This window comes from Paenibacillus donghaensis (assembly GCF_002192415.1).
In the GTDB taxonomy this organism is placed as follows: Bacteria; Bacillota; Bacilli; order Paenibacillales; family Paenibacillaceae; genus Paenibacillus_AQ; species Paenibacillus_AQ donghaensis.
Map to the genome: position 1 here is coordinate 1,114,112 of NZ_CP021780.1, position 22,484 is coordinate 1,136,595.

Consider the following 22,484-nt stretch of genomic DNA (forward strand, 5'->3'; position numbering starts at 1 on the left):
CTCTCATCTCATCTGTGGTTGTTTAGAAAAATGGATAAGCTCACAATTTTATCATCAACAATACGGAAATGATAATCCAGCAATAACGGATCGGGTAAACCTGTTTTGTCGTAAGTTCCTTCCAACTTGCATGTTACAACAACCTCATCCTTATTTTCTTTTACCGCTTTTGGCTCCAACGTTACGTTTGCTCCAAAATGGTTTTGATCACTCCATTTTTTAATCGCTTTTTGGCCAATCCGCTTTTTTCCTTCATCCAACACAACGGCATCTTCTGAAAAGCAATTTACAAATGCTGCCGGATCGGGCTTATTCGCTGCATCAATATATTTACGGATGACCGTAGGAATTTGAGCGATTTCCATTGTTTCTCCCCCTTATTTTGTTTGAATAATTAAACTGTAGGAATGGTTCCACCATCAATGACATATTCGCTTCCGGTAATGGATGCTGCACGTTCAGAAACCAAAAAGGCAACCAACTCAGCGACTTCTTCAGGAAATCCTGGGCGGCCAATTGGAATACCTCCAAGCGAATCCATAAGCTGCTGGAGCGCACTTTCTCTGCTTCCTGTTGCTGCTGCCATCCGATCAATCAACGCATCTGCTGCCTCCGTTTGAATGAAACCAGGAGACAATGAATTAATACGAATACCACGGGGAGAAAATTCATTGGACAGCCCCTTGCTGTAATTAGCGAGAGCAGCTTTAGCTGCTGCATAAGCTAATGTCGTTTCATAGAGCGGCAATTTCCTTTGGATAGAGGTGAAATGAAGAATAACACCTGATTTATTCTCCAGCATGAGTGGGATCAAGCCGCGATCAAGCCGAACTGCGGCGAGAAGATTCCAATTTAATGCCTGCAGCCAATCTTCATCGCTCAATACAAGCGCACCACCAGGTGGAGTGGTTGATCCGCCTACACAATGGACCATAATATCGAGACCGCCAAGCTGTTCTTTCACAGCTGTAATCACTAGCTCTACGCCTTCAGGTGACGTAATATCTGCTTGAACAAACTTAACCGAAGGTGCTACGTCAGCAGGTAAGGAACGGGCCGTTGTCAGGACACTGGCTCCGCTGCTTGCAAGTCTATTCACAACAGCTTGTCCCATGCCTTTTGTTCCGCCAGTTACAAGCACTTTCTTGCCTTTAAATTCTGTTGCCGAGTACTCAAATGTTCTACTCATACTATTACATCCTCCTATATGATGAATAATCAACAATCAGTCCCTTAAACTTTCATGTGATGTTCAAGAGGAGCTAGATATAATATTACACTTGACTATTCTATAACGTCCAATCTATTATAATAATGAAAATCATGAATAATATTAATGTAAAGAAAGGTAATGTTATGTTATGGAGCTTACACAATTAGAATACTTTATGACGGTTGCACGCTTAGAACATATGACGATGGCTTCCAAGGAACTTGGCATTACCCAGCCAGCGCTAAGTCATGCGATTGCCAAACTTGAGAACGAAATTGGCGCCCCCTTGTTCGAGCGTAATGGGCGAAATGTGAAGTTGAACCGTAATGGCGCCATGTTCTCTAAATGGATCGGTAAAGCATTGCAAAACATTGAAAACGGTGTAAAAGAAATCGAGGAATGGTCTAACCCGGATACGGGGGTTATTACTTTATCCTATCTCAATATCCTTGGTGTTGATCTAATCCCCAATTTAGTCCGCAGCTATCAACTAGTCTACCCCAAAGTTCGCTTTGAATTGACTCAGGGGAATCTTGGAGATATAGATGAACATTTGGAACAAGGACACTCGGATCTTATGATTACATCGAAGGAATCTACTTTAGCGAATCATAAATGGATGATTATCCAGAAGATCCCTTTGTATATTGTTGTATCCACCCAGCACGATTTAGCGAATCGTCCAGCTTTGAGTTTGGCAGAGCTGTCGGGTGAAGCATTCATTAGTTTGAAAAATAACTGTGGATTAAAAGCGACGATTACGGCGCGTTTCCAACATACTGGTTTTGTACTTGATTCGGCGTATGAAGCCGAGGACTTAATCACAGTAGCCGGATTTGTTAAGTCAAATCTCGGTGTATCGGTTCTGCCTAAGACTATGGGGTTGATGTTAGATGAACTTGTTTGGATTCCGATTACGGATGATGGTTGGTATTGGGAAATAGGTTTAAAGTGGAGAGAAGATCGTCAAATTTCTCCAGCTGCCAAGCGGTTTATTGCATATGTTGAAAATGAGCAGCAGTCGGATGATTTGAAATAACCCCACAGATTCATCATGTCAATTATGGAGAAAGTGGATGAAATGCGTGCTTGTATGAAAAATTCTCTCTGGGGAGTTTAAACGAGTCAGTCTGTAAGGTTCGCCAAAAAAGCTCACAAGATAAGAGTCTTCTAGTCTTGTGAGCTTTCCAATTTTGATTTTAAATATCCTAAGCTTGATTCCTGAAAACGGAATAAATGCTGGTATAGTTCGATTAGATTCCCTCCGCATGTCTGGTCATTGGAGGCCTTTTACAAGCACTTCCACCGATTTCTCCTCCATTTTCACAATATCGTAGGCAAAGTCGGATTGGCACCAGGTGATCAAAGCTCCCGTGATATAGGTGTATAAATAATTTGCGATTTCTTCTCTGGACAGTTCGCCGGTGAACAACGCTCGGGCTAGCCCTTCGTCCACGATTTCATACAGCAACTCCGGCTTCAAGCAGTCCGCCAAATAGGAGGAGCCGTTCGGCGATGTCGAGGACAAAATGACGATATGCGCCAGTTTTGTCAATTCTGCTCCCGCGACCGACGAAAAGCTTAAAGCAATGAAAACAAAAGCTTTAAGCTTGTCTACCGGGGCAGCTCCTGGATGTTCGTCCGCATACTTCTTGAATTGATCGTTTATATATTCGTTGATATCATCACGGTATAATTGTTTGACGATAGCCTCTTTCGACTTGTAGTGAATGTAAAATGCCCCTTTAGAAAGGCCACATTTCTCGCAAATTTCATCTACTGTAACCTGATTGTAGCCTTTGGCTAGTATGAGCTCTTTGGCTACATCAAATATTTTCTTTTTCGTTTGTTTCCCTTTGAGGTACCGCTTCGTTTCCGCCGTTTTCATGTCTTCTCTCCTCCGTATGTTCAAGGTCAACTTCCCATTCGTCCAATGAACATCTATAACTATAATGCATGTTTTTTGTCGATGTCAAAGAATGGGGCTTGGCAAAGAATAATTGACATATAAAAGTGACTAAAGTACACTGACTGTAGTCACTTTTATTTGAGAGACGAAAATAATCCAAAGTAGACGAAAGGAAGGTTCAACAATATGAAGATCGCTATCATCGGAACAGGACGTATCGGGGGTAACCTCGCCAGAGTATTTACGAAATGGGGGCATGACGTTGCCATCAGCAATTCCGGTAATGCAGAGGCCCTGCGCGATTTGGCCCAAGAAACAGGAGCTAAGCCGGCAACGATTCAAGACGTCGCCGAAGGTGCTGAGGTCGTGATCATCTCCATTCCGATAAAACGCATTCTGAGCCTGCCGTCCGGATTTCTGGACAAGGCCGCTCCAAGCGTGGTCGTCATCGATACGAGCAACTATTATCCATTTATGCATCGCGACGGCGTGATCGATGAGATCGATAATGGCCTTCCCGAAAGTCGTTGGGTGGAGCAGCAAATCAAACGCCCGGTCATTAAGGCGTTCAATGCGACCCCGTGGTATAACTTGACCTGGGGTGTGCCAGCAGGAACCCCGAGCCGTTTGGCTCTGCCTGTCGCCGGGGACGATTCCGCAGCGAAAGCCATTGTGTTCAAACTGGTCGATCAGGTAGGATTCGACCCCGTCGATGCCGGCGTTTTGAATGAGTCTTGGCGTCTGCAACCCGGCAAGCCGGTCTATTGCGTCGACCTTGATGTACCAGGGGTGGAACAAGCACTCGCCGCAGCGAGCCCGGAACGCGGTCCCGAATTTACAGCGGCCCACCTTAGCAAGGAAGTGATTCAAGCCGCGCACGAGCAGCAAAGCGCGTTTTACGAGAAATACTTCAAAGCCTGCCTACTGCTCGCGGCAGCGAACGATTGGACGGAAGCAAAAGCGACTAAGGCCGTGCATGTGCGATTTGAGAAAGGCGACAAGTCCCCAGACGATATTTTGAACTTGGTATTGGAACAGCAACAACTTGATTGATATTATTCCTTCTAATTTCCTTTTTTATTTTCGGGTACATATTTATGGAAGAGTAATTACATGCTAAGGAAGAAGATTTTCCTGATTAGCATTTTGAAGCAGAGAGAGGGATCTTATGAGTCTTGAAAAAGACCGACTCAGTACGTCTCAAATGATAATACTCGGGCTTTTCACTCTTATCGGAGATATGGCGCTTATCTATCCCTCGATAATGTCAGCGGGAGCCCACGAGGATGGTTGGATTGCCGCCTTGATTAGTATTCCCCTGGGTCTCGCAACCGTAAAACTGATGTTATCCGCAGCAAATATCGATTCAAATAAAACTATTATTGAGCTTTCATTGCAAATTTTAGGGAAATGGGTGGGTGGAGCTGTAGCGCTGAGTTATTTATTCTTTTTCCTGATTGCAGCCTCTACATATGTCAGGGAGATCGAAGACTTCATGTGTACACAGATTTATGAGGGTACACCGAGTGGGGTTATCGGCTTTATGGCAATTGTTCTGCTGGTCTACGGTTTGCGGCTGGGTCTTGAAACACTAGGCAGAGCAGCACAGATTTTTTTCCCTTTATTTGCCGTTTTTCTGATCTGTCTGCTTGTTCTGCTGTTTCCCGATGTCCGCTTGGAGCGGATCTATCCTATGTTGAACACGCCGTTTCCTGACATGCTGCATACCATTATGTACGGTGTATTTTATCCGTTTGGAGAATTGTGTGTTTTTTTCATGGTATATCCGTATGTCCAGAAACAAAGCAATACGAGCCGTGATATATTCATTGCTCTGTTTATCGGAGCACTTGCACTTAACCTCATTTTGTTCCTTTCTCTGACGGTACTTGGAGCCTATTTCTCCGAGCATAATTTCTATGCAGCCTATATTCTTGCCCAAAGAATCAATATTGCTAACTTTCTGCAGCGGCTTGAAGCGTTAATGGCCACCGCTTGGATCATCAGCACTTATTTCAAAACAGCGCTTTACTTCTACGCATTTGTGTTGGGGACAGCCCAACTGCTAAAGCTGAAAACGTACCGCCCTCTGATTTTTCCGGTGGCGTTTCTGATTTACGGTCTGTCACATCTGATTGCTAAAGATATGATCTTCTACATCAAGGAAGTCCCAGCGTACTGGGTAGACTGGAACTTCACCTATGCCTTCGTTTTCCCGTTATTGATGATAATTGTTTATCATATCAGGAAACGAGCAGGGCAAATTATGTGATATCTTAATAACAGACATGCCCGGTGTGTTGATAGGTTTCTTGGGGGTTCATAGAATGGAATGATATGATACGATACTGGAAGCAGTGCTTTATAGACTGCTTCTTTTTTGTCAAAAACAGGTTCTTTGCTCTCCTCATACCGTAGAACAAGGACACATAAAGGACATACTGATCGGTTAAGCTGGTTATTACATATGGGTTGAAAGAGGGGAGCAGGATGAATAGGAAGGTTCTTCTCGTTGAAGATGAGCAACGTATTCGTGAAGTCATTGCGGATTATTTCATACAGAACGATTGGGAGGTACATGAGGCGGATAATGGAAAGGATGCCTTGACTTGGTTTGATTTCGTTCAGCCAGATCTGCTGATTCTGGATATTATGATGCCTAAATTGGATGGGTTTGAGGTGTGTCGACAAATCCGCAGCCGTTCTGCGGTTCCTATCATTTTGCTTACAGCGAAATCCGGTGAACATGACAAGCTCTACGGATTTGAACTCGGCGCTGACGATTATGTCACTAAGCCTTTTAGTCCCAAGGTTCTAGTCGCTCGGGCGAATACCTTAATGAAACGGGTGGAAGGGAACCATTGGCCGGTAGAGACACATATGAGAAAATTTGGCTCGGCGGTTCTTAACACATTAGCTCATCGTCTGGAGGTAAATCATACTGAGGTGGAGCTTACGCCCAAGGAGTATGATTTGCTATTGCTATTAGTATCTAATAAGGGTGTTGTCATTTCGCGGGATACCATCCTCAATCGGATTTGGGGGATTGAATTTGAGGGAGACTCCCGTGTAGTGGATACACACATCAAGAAACTGAGAAGTAAGCTTGGGTATGATTCCCGTCACATTCGCACAGTGATTGGTACAGGCTATAAATTTGAGGAGGAAACATGAGGAATCGCGGGATCACCTTTAAGCTGTTTGTTATGACCGCCATTTTTTTTATTTGTTTTTATGGCGCGGTGATCCTGAGTCAGTTACTGTTCTTCGACAGCTTCTATCAGCAACAGAAGGTCAGCGGTGTGGAGAAACACTTAAAGAGCTTTGGCTTAAAGTATGTGAACGAAAAGTGGGGAAGCAGTCGAATCTCCAGGGAGGCAGCCCGGTTCATGCTGCGGAATAAGACTCAGTTAGCCATCATAACGCTGGATGGGAAGATGAAGTTGGATGATCCGTTCCATATTAAGATGCGGCAAGATGACGGTAAGGTTGTCATCATCTCCTTATCTCTATTCATGAATCAGTACGGCGAGGAGCTCAAAGCTGCTGATATACAACAAGGTGACTTATTGACTGTTCAAGGAGAAGTAACAGTTGGACAATCCTCTTCGGTCCTAATGTATCCCGTAAACATTAAGAAGATGGATTCTGAAAGGGTTGGAGGTACACAGTACGAAGAAATGATTGAACTGTCGGGTATCGTTACAGAGGTCTTTTTGCCTGATCTGAAAGTATTGAATCTGCGGCAAGGCATATTGTTTGAAGCACTTGAAGAGTGGTTCCCTCTAGCTGAGGCACGGACTGAGCAGTTGAAAGGGCTCGAGCTGCAAAAAGAGGAATGGACAGATTCATGGAGCGGTAATCGAAACGTCATTATGATTCAGCCTGTACAGCAACGTACAGGGGAGATTGAACTCTTGTTCGCAGTCACTTCCTTGCAGGAGGTGAAGGATATGAACCAAGCCTTGCGTTGGTTCTACTTGTACCTGGGAATAGGAGGGCTCATCCTAATCCTGATCCTTTCCCTTGTCTTCTCAAAAATGGTGGCACGGCCGCTAATTACGCTGAACGAGATGGCTAAACGGATGCTCCGCTTCGACTTTACAGGCCATACACTTATCCGGCAAAAAGATGAGTTGGGTAGTCTGTCCAACAGTATGTTCACATTGTCGAGAAATCTCGATAAAGCTCTCCGTGAGCTGAAGGGGGCTAATCGGCAACTGGTTGAGGATGTGGAAGAGAAGCAAAGGATGAAGATTGTGCAGCAGGACTTTTTTGCGAACGCATCTCACGAGTTGAAGACTCCCCTCAGTATCATTAAAGGTTTTGCTGAAGGGCTGGAGGATGGTGTGAGTGCCGGTAAGCAGGAGCATTATGTCAGCGTCATTATTGAGGAAGCCGGGAGAATGGAGGAGCTCCTCAAGAATATGCTGGATCTGGCCAAGCTGGAGTCAGGGGAGGCTAACCTTCGTAGAAGCTGGTTTGTTCTGAGTGAGCTTACAGAAAAGGTTACGGACAAGCTATTTCCCCTTCTGAAGAAAAAACAGCTGGAAGCTGTGATTATTCCTTCTAACGAATTATTATTGTATGCCGATATCGGGTGGATCGAACAGGTTCTACTTAACTTCATGGCTAATGCTATCCGACATGCTGAAGAGGGAAGCACAATTACTATTGAGATTACGGGCCATGAACGGACCACCGTATTCTCTATTCGAAATAGAGGGGAAATAATCCCTGCGGACCAATTGGAGCAGGTCTGGGAGCGATTTTACCGAGTTGAACCATCCCGGAATCGTCAGACAGGCGGTATAGGACTGGGGCTGTCAATCGCTAAATACATTTTAGATATGCACGGTTACCGTTATGCAGTAGAGAATATGGAGGATGGTGTAAAGTTTACTGTTATTTTTGAAAATTAAGAGGAGTAAAGAATCATTACGAGGAGTTAACACCTATGAAATTGGCCTGGTTGCCTACAATGTTCACCATTTCAAATTTAGGTGCAGGGTCATTGTCCCTGCTGTTCACTATTAGGGAGCAATATAACATGGCACTGCTGCTGATTTTGCTTGCGGCATTTAGCGATGTATTAGACGGATTACTGGCCAGATTGCTGCATTGCAGCAGCGATTTCGGTAAACAATTGGACTCGCTGGCGGATATGATTTCGTTTGGAGCGGCTCCTGCGTTCCTCATTTTGTTATACAAGCTGGAGAGTGTTGATTGGCTGGGCCCGGCGGCTGCAGTTATGTTCATGATTTGCGGAGCACTTCGGCTGGCCAGATTCAATTTATCTGCTCCAGCTAAAGGTTTTGTGGGGATGCCAATCACTGCTGCAGGAGTAATCCTCTCTGTTATGTCTTTGGCAGATGAGCGTTTGAAGCCGGAGTTGATACTGGCATTGATGGGGCTTTTGGCGGTACTGATGGTTAGCCGCATTCCGTTCCCGTCATTCAAAAAATTCACGAGCAGGAAGTGATGTAATCATGCATTGGGCCATGGAGATGATTTCACAGTACGGGTACATAGGGATTTTTACACTTTTGACTCTGGGAATTCTTGGTCTTCCTGTTCCGGATGAGGTATTAATGATGTTTGTTGGATACCTGACTTCTATTATGATTCTGGATTATTCGATTTCAGTGCTGGTGGGATTTGCCGGATCGATAACAGGGATGATGATCAGTTATACCATTGGTAGAAGACTGGGGCAGCCGATGGTTGATAAGTACGGAAAGTGGATTGGACTAACCCCTAAACGGGTTGGGAGAGTTAAACGCTGGTTTGAACGATTTGGGAAATGGACGGTCCTGATCGGTTATTTTATTCCTGGAGTAAGGCATATCACCAGTTACGTTTCAGGTATTATTGACATGCCTTTTAAAAAATATTTTTATGTATCCCTGGTTGGGGCCTCAACTTGGTCCGTGCTTTTTATTTCTGTTGGTTTTTACTTAGGCAAGAACATGTCCTTTGCGTAATTCTTAAAGTGATAGTAAATAATATTCCCTTTGCTGAATACTTGATGTACATGCCTTGCTGACCCAGCGGCGACGGTTAACCGAGGGTACTGGGCATTAAGCATTCCAGATAGAGCGGATTGAAGCAAAGAGAGCTGACTTGATGTCCATTCTTGCTTCATCTGCTGCATGGTCTGAAACGCTTCTTCCAGTGTAGATCGGTGGATGCTTCTCAAGAAAGCGCCCCATTTAATTAAATCGATTGCTTCCCCATTCATTGGAACCACACATTCCCCGTAACTGATATGTTCTCCACTGGTAAGTCGTAAGACCAGATACCAACATCCGTTTTGAATAGACCTGTGAGCAAATGAAGGACGGTTATCAAAAGCAAAGAGCTCAATTCGTGAGAGCCTGGCGCTATTCATAGATGCTGCCTCCTTGAATATTGGTAGACTCAAGTGACCGCAGATGATGGGTTTGCTTGGCTTTGGCTAGGTAATCCGCAAGTTCGGCTTCACTCTCACACACCGCCGCATGCTCCAGCCATACCTTGTTCAGCTCATACATGTCTGCCACTCCTTACTGGGATGTAAACTGCGGGCAGACAAAACCCGCAGCCGGAGTAGATCCTTCTGCTGCGGGTTTTGCGGTTGCGGGCAGAAACAAACCCGCTGCAAAAGCGTGGCAAAACAAGATTCTCTCCAGTCGCTTGCGGGAATCATACACGTAGTTCCTTGGTTTGTAAAAAAGCCAGCCTCCCCTTAAAAGTTAGCAGTAGAGCATATTCGAGTAGAAAATAAAAAAAATTTGGCTAAAGCTCATTCTCAGCTTTGTTTTCTACTGAATACGCGGATTTCTTACGTTCTTAACAGGATCTTAACTGACTGTATAACATTCTTATGAGTTCTTAAGGAAATTAGACGAGGAACTACGTAGTCAAGTAGAAGAAAGATTAATTAAAATGACTAGCGACCCAGTGGCCTGCAGAGACCTCTACCAGGCTCGATTGCTCCAGATTATATTTGTCGCCGCCGCCTTGTTCCTCCAGCAGCACTCTTTTCTTGAGTGCTTCGATCTTCGGATCGGGCACCGGGATGGCCGCCAGCAGCGATTTCGTATAATCATGCTGTGGGTTGGTGTACAGCTCTTCGCTTTCGGCCAGCTCAACGATCCGGCCCATATACATCACGGCAACCCGGTCGCTGATATGCTTGACCATGGACAAGTCATGAGCAATGAACAGATACGTCAGGCCGAGGCGCTGCTGCAGTTCTTCCAGCAGCTTGACGACCTGCGCCTGAATGGACATATCCAGCGCAGACAGCGGTTCATCGCAGACGATGAACTTGGGCTCGACCGCGAGGGCGCGGGCGATGCCAATCCGCTGCCGCTGCCCGCCAGAGAATTCATGCGGATAGCGGATGGCGAAGGCCGGATCAAGCCCGACCAAGTCCAGCAACTCCTCGACACGTTTCTTCCGCTCGCTCTTACTGCCGGCCAAGTTATGGACATCCAGTGCCTCCCCGATGATATCCAGCACCTTAAAGCGCGGATTCAGCGAAGCGTACGGGTCCTGGAAGATCATCTGCATATGGCGCCGCATCGTCTTCATCTCATGGGCATTCAGCCGGTTAACTGCCATGCCCTGGAAGAGCACATCCCCACCGGTTGGTTCATGCAGGCGCAGAATAGAACGGCCGGTTGTAGACTTGCCGCTGCCCGATTCACCGACCATGCCCAACGTCTCCCCTTCACGGATATGGAAGCTGATATCATTGACTGCACGCAGTACTCTACCTTTACCAAGGTCAAAATGCTGCTTCAGCGATCTCACCTCCAGCAGCGGACGTTTCGCTTCTCCCGCTCCCTGGATAATCAGCCCAGGTGCTTTGGGCTTCTTTTTTTCGTCCAGACGGGGCAAAGCGTTCAGCAGCCGCTGTGTATAAGGATGCTGAGGGCGGGCGAAAATGTCCTCAGTCGTGCCCGTCTCTACAATTTCTCCGTCCTTCATAACCGCTACACGGTCGCACATCCCGGCGACAACGCCCAGATCATGCGTAATCAGAATAATGGAGGTGCCGAGCCGCTCCTGCATATGCTTCATCAGATTGAGAATCTGGGCCTGAATGGTCACATCCAGCGCCGTGGTTGGTTCGTCGGCAATAAGCAGCGCCGGCTGGCAGACCAAGGCTATCGCGATCATCACCCGCTGCCGCATGCCGCCCGAGAATTCATGCGGATACTGCCGGTATCGCATCTCGCTGTCGCGGATGCCGACCTGCTTCAGCATCTCCAGCGTCTCCTGTCTGGCCGCCTTCCGGGACAGCTTACGGTGCTTAACCAGACTTTCAGTGATCTGTTCTCCAATCCGGATCGTCGGGTTAAGTGAGCTCATCGGGTCCTGGAAGATCATCCCGATCTCCCGCCCCCGGATATGCTCCATCTGCTTCTCTGACTTGGCTGCAAGGTTATCCCCCAGAAAGATAACCTCTCCTTCTTTTAGATGTGCGGGGGGAGAAGGCAGCAATCTCATAATGGAACGAGCGGTGACACTTTTGCCACTGCCCGACTCTCCGACAATCCCCAGCGTCTCCCCTTTATAAACTTCAAAGCTCACGCCGCGTACGGCAGAACGCTCTTCATCATGGCTCTGGAAAGAGACATGTAAATTATTCACTTTCAAAATCGGTTGCATTTTATCCACCTGCCAGTTTTCCTTATTCAAATATATCAATTCTTGACATTATTAAAATCTATTATAAAATATACCTTATCTATCGGAATAGTACAATTTAAAAAAATGAAATGAAAATTTTAGGAGGAACATGCAATATGGAGGCGGCAAAAAGTGGGGGAATAAACTTCGCCGGAGCAATTGGTGATACTTATGGCAAACTGCTGCAGAATTCCTCTTACCGGTACTTCGCCCTTGTGTTGGGCGCACCTGTTAATCTGTTCACGTTGCTCGTCCACCGTGTTCAAAGAGCCGGGGATATTCATACTTCCCTTGAGCGGGAGACGCGGCAGGAGCTGCTGGCTTCAGGACTTCTGGAGCAACTCCAGACCGAGTTCGCTGAACAATTGCACAGTAAGATCAGGTTCTTCGGACAGCAGGCAAGTGAAGCGGAGCTTGAGCGGCAAGCTAGGCAGCTGGCTACAGAACGCTTTGAGCAGATTGCTGCCGAACGTGTGGACAGCAGGCTGCGAGAGAAAGGACTCGCCAGGTCAACGTTTATCAGCACCTTTCAAGAGCTGCTGCGGCATCCGTTGTTTTTACCGTTATCTATTATTCCAGGCTTTCCATTATATCTATTAATTTTTTTGTATAGCAGCCCTTATCTCAAATACATATTTGAAAGATTGGTAATGACGGTATTCGTTATTTTCGGAGTAGCAGTTCTTGTATTTACAATCTTGTATATTTCACCGTTTGATCCTGCGGTCAATATCCTCGGCCAGACGGCCACGGACGCGCAGATCAGCGAGTTCAATCGGGTATACGGACTGGATCAGCCGTACCTTGTGCAGCTATGGGACCATGTTAAAGGCATTGCTATGTTCGATCTGGGAAAAGCCTTTGCGGGGAACGAAGACGTTGTGACGGCGATTGGCCGCAAATTTCCGGTTACGCTGAATCTGACGCTGCTGTCGCTGCTGATGGCGATCGTTATTGCCATTCCCATCGGAATTATTTCTGCCGCCAAACCAAACTCCTGGTTCGACTATACCTTTATGCTCATTGCGCTGATAGGTTTGTCGATCCCGAGCTTCTGGCAGGGGCTGGTCTTTATCCTGGGCTTCTCCATTAAGCTGCAGTGGCTTCCGGCTACCTTTAACCCAAGCAACTGGATGACCTTCATTATGCCGGTGGTGGTGCTGGGCACAGGCCTGACTGCAGCCATTGCCCGAATGACCCGGGCTTCCACGCTTGAGGTCATTCATGAAGATTACATTATTACGGCTACCGCCAAAGGCCTCAGCAAACGGAAAGTGCTGCTGAAGCACGGCGTTCGCAATGCGCTGATCCCGATCGTAACCGTCATTGGCCTCCAGTTCGGAGCCATGCTGGGCGGGGCAGCCGTTACGGAAAAAGTATTCAACATCAGCGGGCTGGGCAGTTATATCGTGGATAAGCAGTTTATTCCCGACATTCCGGCCATTATGGGCGGCGTAGTCTATACGGCGATTACCATTTCCTTGATCAACGCCACTATCGACATTCTGTATGCCTTTCTGGACCCGCGTATCCGTTCCAAAATGAAACAATACTGATAGCAGGTGAACATTCATGGTCAACTCAAGCGCCGCAAGGCGCGAAACACAGCTTAAGCTCAAAACCTCCCAGGAGTACCGTCAGGCAGGTTTTGCCTGGGTCGGCTCCCTCATCGTAACACTGGCCTTGCTAATGAGCAGCTACGATTGGGAGACGCAAGCCATTAAACCTTATGTAGGGGTTGCCTGCATCATCTATGGCGTCTTTACATTACTGCAAGTTCTGCTCACCCTGCTGATTCGTCGAGATATCAGGGTCCGGGGAGAAATTCACGGCGTAACCCGCGCTTTGGGCTATATCCAGATCCTAAGCCTGGTCACAGGCAATCTGTTCCTCGTTCCGGCAGCTTTTCAGCTGATCCAGAAGCGCAAGTCACCGGAGTACACTCTTGCGGTGTATACGCTGCTGACACAGATAGCCGTAATTGGAATCTCTGCAATCAACCTGTACAAGCCCTACGTAGCGGATACATTTCTTACAGGAATGTTTATCCTGCTGGCTGTAGCCGCTTTTGATCTGTTCTTGGTCGTGCTCACCGCTAGATTCGTGCGGCGGCGCCAAGTTCCCCGCCGGCTGGCCTGGGTGGCCTATCCGCTGCTGCTGACCTCGCTGACCGGTAATTTATTCGCGCTGGCGCTGGGCATCATCCTGCTGGTTCGTATCCGGGAAAGAGATAATCCAGCGGTAGCCGGTTGGGAGGATGTACTGGAACGGTTGACCCGCAACACGACAGCGATGCTGGGACTGCTGTTCATTGCCTTTCTATTCTCCATCTCTGTCTGCAGTTACGTCACCTTTGATTACGGCATGGCTGTGGATAACAACTACTCACTGATTTTGCAGCCGCCGTCACTGGCGTATCCGCTGGGCACCGATAATTTCGGACGTTGTCTGTTTACACGGATTATCTTTGGAGCCCGGATTTCCCTGATTGTCGGTGTAATGTCCACCGTTCTGCCGCTTCTTCTCGGAGGTACACTCGGGGCCATTTCCGGCTACTATGGCCGCTATACCGACAACATTATCATGCGTGCGCTCGATGTTCTGTATGCTATTCCAGGCATCCTGCTGGCCATTGCGATTATTGCTGCCTTTGGCGCCAATACAGTTAATCTGATTCTTGCGCTTAGCGTCGGGGCGATCCCGACCTACGCACGAACTATGCGGGCCAATGTGCTGCAAGTATCCACTTATGAATTCGTTGATGCCGCGCGGGCCTTTGGCTCCAGCAATGCAGCAATTATTTTCAAGCATATTGTTCCGAATTCACTGGCTCCGATGATCGTCAAGTCCACCCTAACCATTGGCGGCGCGGTCATTTCCACCAGCAGTCTCAGCTTTCTGGGGCTGGGCATCGAACCGCATATCCCGGAATGGGGCAATATTCTCAAGCTGGGAAGCACGTACCTGGAGACGAACTCCTATCTGGCGATTTTCCCGGGGCTGGCGATTATTGCACTCGTCCTATCCTTCAACTTCCTGGGAGATGGGCTGCGCGATGCGCTTGACCCCAAGATGGATTAACGGAATTACCGGAAAATGCGTCCTTGCTGACGTTTTTCATAGAGAACATATTTATATTCTGGGGAGGAAATTGTAATGAAAACAAGATCTACACTGGCTCTGCTGCTGACTCTGATGCTCATCCTTAGCGGATGCTCGGTAGCAACCAAATCCAATACAGCCAGCAGTACCACCGAACCGACTTCTTCCGAAGCGCCGGCTGCAGATACTACGGCTGCTACTGAGCCGGTTGAGATTGAAGTGCTCGGCCAGAGCAGCAATGAGTCTGATCTGAACATTGTCAGAGATCAACTGACCAAGAACGGCTTCACGGTGAAACTGAATATTCAACCCGATTATGCCAGCTTCAAAGCCCAGGAGGATGCAGGCAACTATGATGTTTCCATGTCCGGCTGGACAACGGTTACCGGCAACCCCGACTACGCGGTCAGATCGCTGTTCAAGACCGGAGGCGACTATAGTATCCAGTCCGATCCTGAGCTTGATGCGCTGATCGATAAAGCGGCTACGCAAACTCCGGAAGAGTATGTACAGACCTACAAGGATTTGGAGCAACGCCTGGTGTTCGATGAGGCTCGCATTGCCCCGCTGTATATTTCCTTGAAGAGCCAAGCGATCAACAAGGAGATTCTGAAGCCGGATTCTGTAAGATTGTCCAAATCGCGGGCGCTCGCCTGGGAAGACATTGATTTCAACGACAGTGCCAAACGTGCAACTGATCCGTTGATTTTAGCCCAGCCAGCCTCCAATCTGACCTCTTTGGATCCGATTAAAGGCAATGATGGTTCGATCAACCAGCTCAATACGAATATGTATGTGCGCCTGGTCAACCTGACCGATGATGACAAGATCACTTCCGACGCTTCGCTGTCCCGCAATTTCAGCATTGCGGACGGCAACCAGGACTATTATTTCATTCTCCGGGACGACATCAATTTTGCCAAAATTGAGAATAAAAAGGCAGTAGATACCGGGGAACGTGTAGGCGGCGATGATGTCGTGTTCGCTCTGGACCGTGCCAAGAACAAGGATTCTGTGCCGGATCACCGCACCTACAGCCTGCATGAGCACATCAAGACTGTCGAAGTGTTCACCGACCTGAACGCACTGGGTTCCATCCAGCAGGCAGGCGGAAATGGCACGGTTAAGGAAGCCTTGGAACGAGATCTTGAAGCGCCAATCTCCGAATTGGTAGCGGACAAGAAACAAGCCAACAACAAGCAAGGCAAATATCAAGTGGTGAAACTGACTACTACCGAGCCCTTTCCGCAAGTGCTGAACTATCTGGCGCATCAATCTGCCGGTATTGTCTCCAAGAAGCAAGTAGAGAGCATCAACACCTATGATGTGGCCAAGTTCGACGTCAACAAGGATATTCCTTACGGTGACCAGAGCACGGTAACAGAGGGCGACAAATACAACAATACGTTGTATGCCAGCGGCCCTTACATTCTGTCCTCCAAGAACGACTATGAAGGGATCTTCCTGAAGAATCCGGGCTATCAAAAAGGCACAGACAACGAGGCTCATATCAACCAGGTAAATGTACGCTTTATTGCAGACGCCGACAGCACTTTGTCTGCCCTGCGCAGCGGCGAAATTTATGTATATTACGGTGTGCCGGAAACCAAATATGAAGTAGTCGAAGGCGACAGCAAGCTGCAGCTTAAGAGCATCCCGAGCAATGGTGTGAGCTACCTGTTGTTCAATACTAAGAGCCGTGATGTAGCGAGCAGCGTGGATCTTCGCAAAGCTGTACTCTACTCCATCAATCAGGACGAAATTCTGGCCTTCTACAAAAATAATAAGCTTAAAGCGGTCTCCACAGTCAGCCCGCTGGTCGATACCGGGAATGAACTGAAGGCCGATCCGGCCAAGGTTAAAGAATTTCTGACCCAATACCAAACTTCCAAGTAATTTCATAACGTACAACATCTAAATTCTTATATTTTAAGGAAGACCTGAAGCTGGGAGCTTCAGGTCTTTTGCATGTTCTTCCTGAGTGAAGAAGAAGAAAAGCTTAAAGGAACTGTGATTCATATAGCTGTTAATGCCAAGAATGAGCCAGCTTACCGAGCTAATGTTCAACCTTCAACCGAATAACGTTCCAAGAAGCCTTACTCAGAAGGGAACGGATATGCCCATTATCCTGCATGGCATTTCCTTGGTTGTGAGGACGGATATTTTCGGGATGATCTTTAGTGTTAACGGCTTTGATATCTTCACTCTCTAGTACGATATGCTCCAGAATTCTTACCTCTCCAAAGCTACGCAAATCAATGCGCAGGTCTAGTCCTTCAGTTAAGTGACGATTTACGGCGAACACGGTAACTTCTTCTGTTTCCTCATTATAAACGCTTACGGCCTCAAGATAAGGAACATCCGTGAAGTCTTTGGAATCGTATTTCGGAGAAGAGATCATGGGATGAAGGACAACTCCTCTTCCGTAAAGTGAAGCATGGAGGTATGGAAAGTACGTCGTCTGGAGCCACAGCGGGCCGCCGTTCTCCGTAGAGATTGGTGCAATTACGTTAACCAGCTGGGCGAGACAGGCCACCTTAACCCTATCCGCATGCTTGAGTAAAGAAATCAGGCAACAGCCGACGACAAGGGCGTCCTCCAAATTATAGACATCCTCGAATTCAGGCGGCCCGATTTGCCAGCGTTGTTCGGCCCGACTGCTTCCTTGTGATTTCCACACATTCCATTCGTCCAGGGAGAGATACAACTTTTTTTTGCTCTTTTTCTTGGCCTGAACATAGTCACAAATGGCTGCGACGCTGTTGATGAAATGATCTAAATCGAGTGAACTGGCCAAGAAATTGGCTGTATCGCCGTTATTATTGTTGTAATACGTGTGCAGAGACAGAAGATCTACATTGTCATAGCAATGATCCAACACCGTGGCTTCCCATTCGGCGAAGGTGTCCATTCCGCTACCGGAGCTGCCACAAGCGACTAGTTCAAGACTGGGGTCAACCCAGCGCATGGCTTTGGCGGTTTCATTGGCCAAACGCCCGTATTCAACGGCTGTCTTTGCACCGATCTGCCAAGGGCCATCCATCTCATTGCCAAGACACCAAGTTCTGAAGGCGTGAGGATCCTTGAAGCCATGGGATACTCTTAAGTCACTCCAGTAGGTTCCCGAGGGATGGTTGCAGTATTCCACCAAATTTCTCGCTGCATCGACGCCACGTGTTCCGAGGTTGACTGCCATCATTACTTCAGAACCAACTTTCTTGGTCCATTCGGCAAATTCATTGGTTCCTATTTCGTTTGTCTCCGTTGTCCACCAAGCCAATTCCAGTTTGTGCTTTCTCGCATCACGCGGACCTACTCCATCTTCCCAGTTGTATCCCGATACAAAATTTCCTCCCGGATAGCGAATAATCGGCACCTTCAATTGGCGTACAGCCTCCAGCACATCAAGCCGAAAGCCGTTCTCGTCAGCTGTCGGATGACTGGGCTCATAAATGCCACCATACACCGCTCTTCCCAGATGTTCAATGAATGAACCATAAATGCGTTCATCCACTTGAGCAATAGTGAAATCCTTATCTACAATCATTGATGCCTGATTTGACATGATAAATCCTCCTTGTCTTGTTTAATGTTTATATTAATTAAATAGAAGTGATTTCTCTTTGAATTATAATTTCATCTACTTATATAGACAATAATTATATTTAGGATTAATATAAATGATTATTCAAAGGTTGACGGAAGGTGGGGACATTATGTATCTAACTACCGATGCTGAATCGCTCCTTGTATATGAGGCGCTGGCAAGCGATGTACGGTTAAGAATAATTGAGTTGTTGGACAAGCGGCAAATGCACATTAAGGAAATGGCTGCCGAATTGTATCTCAGCAGCGCAATGGTAAGCTCACACGTTTCCAAATTGCAAAAAGCCGGGCTGGTTAGCAGCCGTATGCAAAGGATAGAGGGGGCAACTTACAAATATTGTTCATTATCCGCCAACTTTCTGCAGATCAGGCTCTCTAATTCCAAAAACATGGCTAGTAGGGTCATGGAACTTTCAATGCCAATAGGGCATTATACGGATTATGAAGCGGAGCCTACTTGCGGTATCGCCACAAGAGAACGGATGATTGGCTATTATGATGATCCCCGGTACTTTCTTGATCCCGAACGTGTTCATGCGGGCATTTTCTGGTTCTCAAAAGGGTTTGTGGAGTATAAAATACCCAATTATTTGTTTGAAGATCAACTCGCCATAGAGATTGAAATCTCTATGGAAATCAGTTCGGAGGCTCCACACATTAATGAAAAATGGCCTTCGGATATTATGTTTACTCTAAACGGTGTAATCTTGGGGATATGGACCAGTCCGGGTGATTTCGGAGAAAATAAAGGGCGGTATACACCTTCCTGGTGGCATTCCGATGTCAACCAGTACGGGTTGATGAAGGTATTGCGTATTAATTCAGCTGGTACTTATATGGATGGTCAGCAAATCTCGGACATCACATTAAAGGATGTTAAGTGGAATACGGATCAATGGAGTTTTCGGATCACTGCAGAGCCAGCGGCTCGAAGGCGGGGGGGTCTTACAGTTTTTGGAAGAGGTTTCGGTAATTACGACCAGGACATTGTAATCAGGGTGTATTATGAGTAGCAGTTACCAGTGATCGATGACCGGGAGACGAAGAAGGTTTTTTTTGAGAGACGCAATCTTCCTGAATAAAAAGGCAATCTCCTTTTTGAGGAGATTGCCTTTTTCTGTTTGGCGTGCCCAGAGTCACGCATTATCTAGTTGGTGAAAGTCCAACCAAAGGAGGGGCCAAGCCACCTGCATTCCGTGTCCCGTTCTGCAGCTGGTTCCAAGCTGCAATAGAGTCTGGACTGGTGTAAATATAGGGGGTGGAGGGCTGAGAAACCGGTGTTACTGAATCGGCGGCAATTTGCATGATTTCCGCTCCCTTGTATTGAAGCACATGCAATTTGCCCCGGACTTCTATCCAAGTATCCGCTGGCAGATTTATAGTTGTTTTGGGGTCAACCATAATACCAAAAGGGGTGGCGTCGGCGGTGCAGCATTGCACGAGAAACCGGCTTACGGCAAAGGTTCTTTCCAGGCTATCGGCTGGATCACGGTATAAAAACCCGGAGACGGCAATCTCCTTGCCTTCAAAAGATTCTTTATACATGTCAATAGCCCCGAAGGTTTCGGAGAAAAGCTCGGGATGTACAGTAATTACGGGTTGTTCGAATAACCGTTTGGCCAGCAAGGAAAATTCTTCGTTATAGGGACTGGAAGGCTCGAAATTGACGTTGTTTTTGGAGTCCGAGACGGTATAGGTCAGGGCGAGTCCCTTTTGGGCTGCCACCATGCTACCAAGTGCTCGATCGGGCAGAAGGAAACCGAGCAGCAGTGGAAAGAGAAACAATCCGTAAAGAGCGGCGCCGCGGAAGCCCCGAGAGGGGAGACGGTGGTCACAGTTGCAGAAGGTGCTGCCCAAGCCGAACAATGCTTGCAGCGTCAAGCTTAGAGCCATCAGCACAAGCGGGACCGGACAAAGCCTGATCCATCGTGCCAGCTTGGGTGCAACATAATAGTGGAGAGCATCCTGCTGAACCAGATGCCCGATATACAGAGCAAAGACCAGCAGAATAACCGCTCTGAGTACATAATGCAGACGTAAACCCAGGGAATCGTTCATTGGGCAGCCTCCTTGAGGTTATTCATTATATGGTCTGTACCTCCTCTAATATTTCTGAAAATGAAAGAATCATAGTTTTATAATTCCATCTATACGTCATTTGCCACTCGAAAAGACCAAATCAGCATTCCTTATACAAATTAAGCAGTAAAAAATATAGATTGACAATGTAAATCTATACCATTAAAATAATGCTCAGCCAGTGATAAACGTAATCATTACTATTAAGGAGGGGTTTTATGAAGAAGAATAGAAACGGAATCAGTAAAAGTTTGACTATATCTTATTTAGCAATAGCATTATCTCTGCTTATTTTATTGACAGGCTGTGCATCCAGTTCTAATGAATTGGTGAATTCATCCCGTTCACAGAATTCAACAACCGTTAAGGAAGATTTGGTACTTGCCGTAGGGATTATGGACGGCGGGCAGTTTGATCCCAAAAAGGGTTGGGGGATGACACAAATCCGTCTGACCCATAGCTCACTGCTGGCTATTGACTCTGATCTTAACTTTATTGGGGATCTTGCGAAATCTTATACCATCAGTGAGGATGCCCTTACGTGGACTTTCCCGCTTCGCGAAGACGCCAAATTCTCTAATGGTGAGCAGGTTACTCCGGAAGATGTCAAGTTTACATACGAAATGCTTAAAGAAGACGGCATTAAATTCGATTTGTCTTTCGTTAAATCCATAGATGTAGTAGAAGACAATACCATTGCGATTACTCTTAACGAGCCTCGTTCAACATTTGTAAGCCAACTCACAGAGATCGGAATCGTACCTAAAGCCCACTACGATGAACATTATTCCGAAAACCCGATTGGCTCCGGTCCTTATCAGGTGGTCCAGTACAATGAGGGACAACAAGTCATCATGCAGTACAATCCTTATTGGTATGGCAAAGAACCCCAGTTCAAAAAATTGACCTTCCTTCTTCTCGAAGAAGATGCTGCCCTTGCAGCTGCAAAGGCTAGTCAAGCCGACATTGTATACGTTCCGCCGACGTTCGCAGAACAAAAGGTAGAGGGAATGACCCTTCGCACCTATGAGAGTATCGATTCCCGTGGGATCATGCTGCCTGCCGTGCCCAGCGGAGGTAAAGGCCTGACCAACGGCAAGGAAGTTGAGGTGGGCAACGACGTGACTTCAGATCTCGCAATCCGCCAGGCGCTCAATATTGGATTGGATCGCCAGAAGCTTCTGGATGTCGCACTCGATGGACACGGTAAAAAAGCATATTCCCTGGCAGATGGCTTGCCATGGTTTAATGAAGAAACGGTAATTGAGGACGGGAAGATTGAAGCTGCAACAAAAATCCTCGCCGACGGCGGCTGGGTAGATACGAACAAGGACGGTATTGTGGAAAAAGACGGTCTTAAAGCAGAGTTTGACATGTACTTCAGCTCCAGTGATCAGCTTCGCAGTGACCTTTCCCTGGCTGCTGCAGATCAAGCGAGTGCCTTCGGCATCAAGATTAATCTCATTGGGGTTACATGGGACGAGATTTATCTAAAAGGTAAGACAGCAGCAGTGGCATGGGGAGGCGGTAGACATCACCCTTACCAACTGTATACGATGAATTCCTCGGAGCAGATTGACAAGGGCATCGGCAATATGTCTAATTACCATAATCCCAAGGTGGATGAGTATCTGCATCAGGCACTCACGTCTTCCTCACTTGAAGAGGCCAATACATATTGGAAGCTTGCTCAATGGGATGGAGAAACGGGGTTTAGTGGTATCGGGGATGCTCCGATAGTTTGGCTGGTGCGCGTAGACCACTTGTACTTGGCAAATGAGAAGCTGGATCTTGGCAAACAGCCGATTCACTCGCACGGCCATGAGTGGGCATTGTTCGGCAATGTGACCGAATGGTCATGGGGCAAGTGATTGTCTGGGAGGAGGGGAGATA

At 47.1% G+C, this 22,484-nt stretch carries 20 protein-coding genes; 12 read left to right on the forward strand and 8 right to left on the reverse strand.

Translation table 11 applies throughout. The features are described 5' to 3' along the window. Positions 1–8: 8 nt before the first annotated feature. Both B9T62_RS04505 and B9T62_RS04510 read right to left on the reverse strand, forming a co-directional pair. Positions 9–365 carry a nuclear transport factor 2 family protein gene (locus B9T62_RS04505; protein ID WP_087914164.1) on the reverse strand — a complete coding sequence of 119 codons (357 nt, stop codon included), beginning with the start codon at positions 363–365 and terminating at the stop codon, positions 9–11. Between the two features lie 29 nt (positions 366–394). After that, positions 395–1,189: an SDR family oxidoreductase gene (locus B9T62_RS04510; protein WP_087914165.1), complete on the reverse strand. Its 795-nt coding sequence runs from the start codon at positions 1,187–1,189 to the stop codon at positions 395–397. A gap of 172 nt (positions 1,190–1,361) precedes the next feature. Between B9T62_RS04510 and B9T62_RS04515 the strand changes: the two genes are divergently transcribed. Then, positions 1,362–2,252: a LysR family transcriptional regulator gene (locus B9T62_RS04515; protein WP_087914166.1), complete on the forward strand. Its 891-nt coding sequence runs from the start codon at positions 1,362–1,364 to the stop codon at positions 2,250–2,252. Positions 2,253–2,489: 237 nt separating this feature from the next. On the opposite strand, the gene B9T62_RS04520 is transcribed toward B9T62_RS04515, so the two are convergent. Further along, positions 2,490–3,101 (reverse strand): TetR/AcrR family transcriptional regulator, encoded by a 612-nt coding sequence (locus B9T62_RS04520; RefSeq protein ID WP_087914167.1) that lies wholly within the window; start codon positions 3,099–3,101, stop codon positions 2,490–2,492. Between the two features lie 207 nt (positions 3,102–3,308). Here B9T62_RS04520 and B9T62_RS04525 point away from each other — a divergent pair, with 207 nt between their 5' ends. The 6 genes from B9T62_RS04525 to B9T62_RS04550 all read left to right on the forward strand — a co-directional run bounded on the left by B9T62_RS04525 (position 3,309) and on the right by B9T62_RS04550 (position 9,106). Beyond that, complete coding sequence (locus tag B9T62_RS04525; protein WP_087914168.1) at positions 3,309–4,175, forward strand: NADPH-dependent F420 reductase; 867 nt, start codon at positions 3,309–3,311, stop codon at positions 4,173–4,175. Between the two features lie 115 nt (positions 4,176–4,290). Continuing rightward, positions 4,291–5,394: a GerAB/ArcD/ProY family transporter gene (locus B9T62_RS04530; protein WP_087914169.1), complete on the forward strand. Its 1,104-nt coding sequence runs from the start codon at positions 4,291–4,293 to the stop codon at positions 5,392–5,394. 218 nt (positions 5,395–5,612) lie between these two features. Beyond that, positions 5,613–6,296 carry a response regulator transcription factor gene (locus B9T62_RS04535; protein ID WP_087914170.1) on the forward strand — a complete coding sequence of 228 codons (684 nt, stop codon included), beginning with the start codon at positions 5,613–5,615 and terminating at the stop codon, positions 6,294–6,296. Next, on the forward strand, positions 6,293–8,044 hold the full coding sequence (locus tag B9T62_RS04540) for a sensor histidine kinase (RefSeq protein WP_087914171.1): 1,752 nt from the start codon (positions 6,293–6,295) through the stop codon (positions 8,042–8,044). Before B9T62_RS04535 ends, B9T62_RS04540 begins: the two co-directional genes overlap by 4 nt. Positions 8,045–8,079: 35 nt before the next feature. Further along, on the forward strand, positions 8,080–8,604 hold the full coding sequence (gene pssA, locus B9T62_RS04545; RefSeq protein ID WP_087914172.1) for a CDP-diacylglycerol--serine O-phosphatidyltransferase: 525 nt from the start codon (positions 8,080–8,082) through the stop codon (positions 8,602–8,604). A 7-nt stretch (positions 8,605–8,611) separates the two neighbouring features. After that, positions 8,612–9,106 carry a DedA family protein gene (locus B9T62_RS04550; RefSeq protein ID WP_087914173.1) on the forward strand — a complete coding sequence of 165 codons (495 nt, stop codon included), beginning with the start codon at positions 8,612–8,614 and terminating at the stop codon, positions 9,104–9,106. On the opposite strand, the gene B9T62_RS04555 is transcribed toward B9T62_RS04550, so the two are convergent. From B9T62_RS04555 to B9T62_RS04560, 3 genes are all read right to left on the reverse strand, one after another. After that, positions 9,076–9,513 carry a hypothetical protein gene (locus B9T62_RS04555; protein ID WP_087914174.1) on the reverse strand — a complete coding sequence of 146 codons (438 nt, stop codon included), beginning with the start codon at positions 9,511–9,513 and terminating at the stop codon, positions 9,076–9,078. The two genes, B9T62_RS04550 and B9T62_RS04555, sit on opposite strands and share 31 nt — an antisense overlap. Continuing rightward, entirely contained in the window at positions 9,506–9,655 is a 150-nt protein-coding gene (locus B9T62_RS38680; protein ID WP_157685442.1) for a hypothetical protein, read from the reverse strand. The genes B9T62_RS04555 and B9T62_RS38680 overlap by 8 nt, the downstream gene beginning before the upstream one ends. 385 nt (positions 9,656–10,040) lie before the next feature. Then, the gene (locus tag B9T62_RS04560; protein WP_087914175.1) at positions 10,041–11,783 is read right to left on the reverse strand and encodes an ABC transporter ATP-binding protein; all 1,743 of its coding nucleotides are present in this window, start codon (positions 11,781–11,783) and stop codon (positions 10,041–10,043) included. Positions 11,784–11,920: 137 nt separating this feature from the next. Between B9T62_RS04560 and B9T62_RS04565 the strand changes: the two genes are divergently transcribed. From B9T62_RS04565 to B9T62_RS04575, 3 genes are all read left to right on the forward strand, one after another. Next, entirely contained in the window at positions 11,921–13,360 is a 1,440-nt protein-coding gene (locus B9T62_RS04565) for an ABC transporter permease (RefSeq protein WP_087914176.1), read from the forward strand. A 16-nt stretch (positions 13,361–13,376) separates the two neighbouring features. After that, positions 13,377–14,885 carry an ABC transporter permease gene (locus B9T62_RS04570; protein ID WP_087914177.1) on the forward strand — a complete coding sequence of 503 codons (1,509 nt, stop codon included), beginning with the start codon at positions 13,377–13,379 and terminating at the stop codon, positions 14,883–14,885. Positions 14,886–14,960: 75 nt separating this feature from the next. After that, positions 14,961–16,802 carry an ABC transporter substrate-binding protein gene (locus B9T62_RS04575; RefSeq protein ID WP_087914178.1) on the forward strand — a complete coding sequence of 614 codons (1,842 nt, stop codon included), beginning with the start codon at positions 14,961–14,963 and terminating at the stop codon, positions 16,800–16,802. 160 nt (positions 16,803–16,962) lie between these two features. Here the strand turns inward: B9T62_RS04575 and arfA are convergent, their stop codons facing one another. After that, entirely contained in the window at positions 16,963–18,471 is a 1,509-nt protein-coding gene (gene arfA / locus B9T62_RS04580; protein ID WP_211296412.1) for an arabinosylfuranosidase ArfA, read from the reverse strand. Positions 18,472–18,622: 151 nt separating this feature from the next. Between arfA and B9T62_RS04585 the strand changes: the two genes are divergently transcribed. Further along, entirely contained in the window at positions 18,623–19,525 is a 903-nt protein-coding gene (locus B9T62_RS04585; protein ID WP_087920130.1) for an ArsR/SmtB family transcription factor, read from the forward strand. Positions 19,526–19,655: 130 nt separating this feature from the next. Here the strand turns inward: B9T62_RS04585 and B9T62_RS04590 are convergent, their stop codons facing one another. Next, positions 19,656–20,570: a TIGR03943 family putative permease subunit gene (locus B9T62_RS04590; protein ID WP_087914180.1), complete on the reverse strand. Its 915-nt coding sequence runs from the start codon at positions 20,568–20,570 to the stop codon at positions 19,656–19,658. Positions 20,571–20,809: 239 nt separating this feature from the next. On the opposite strand from B9T62_RS04590, the gene B9T62_RS04595 reads away from it, so the two are divergent. After that, a complete protein-coding gene (locus tag B9T62_RS04595; protein WP_087914181.1) occupies positions 20,810–22,462 on the forward strand; it encodes an ABC transporter substrate-binding protein in 1,653 nt (550 codons plus the stop codon). Positions 22,463–22,484: the final 22 nt, after the last annotated feature.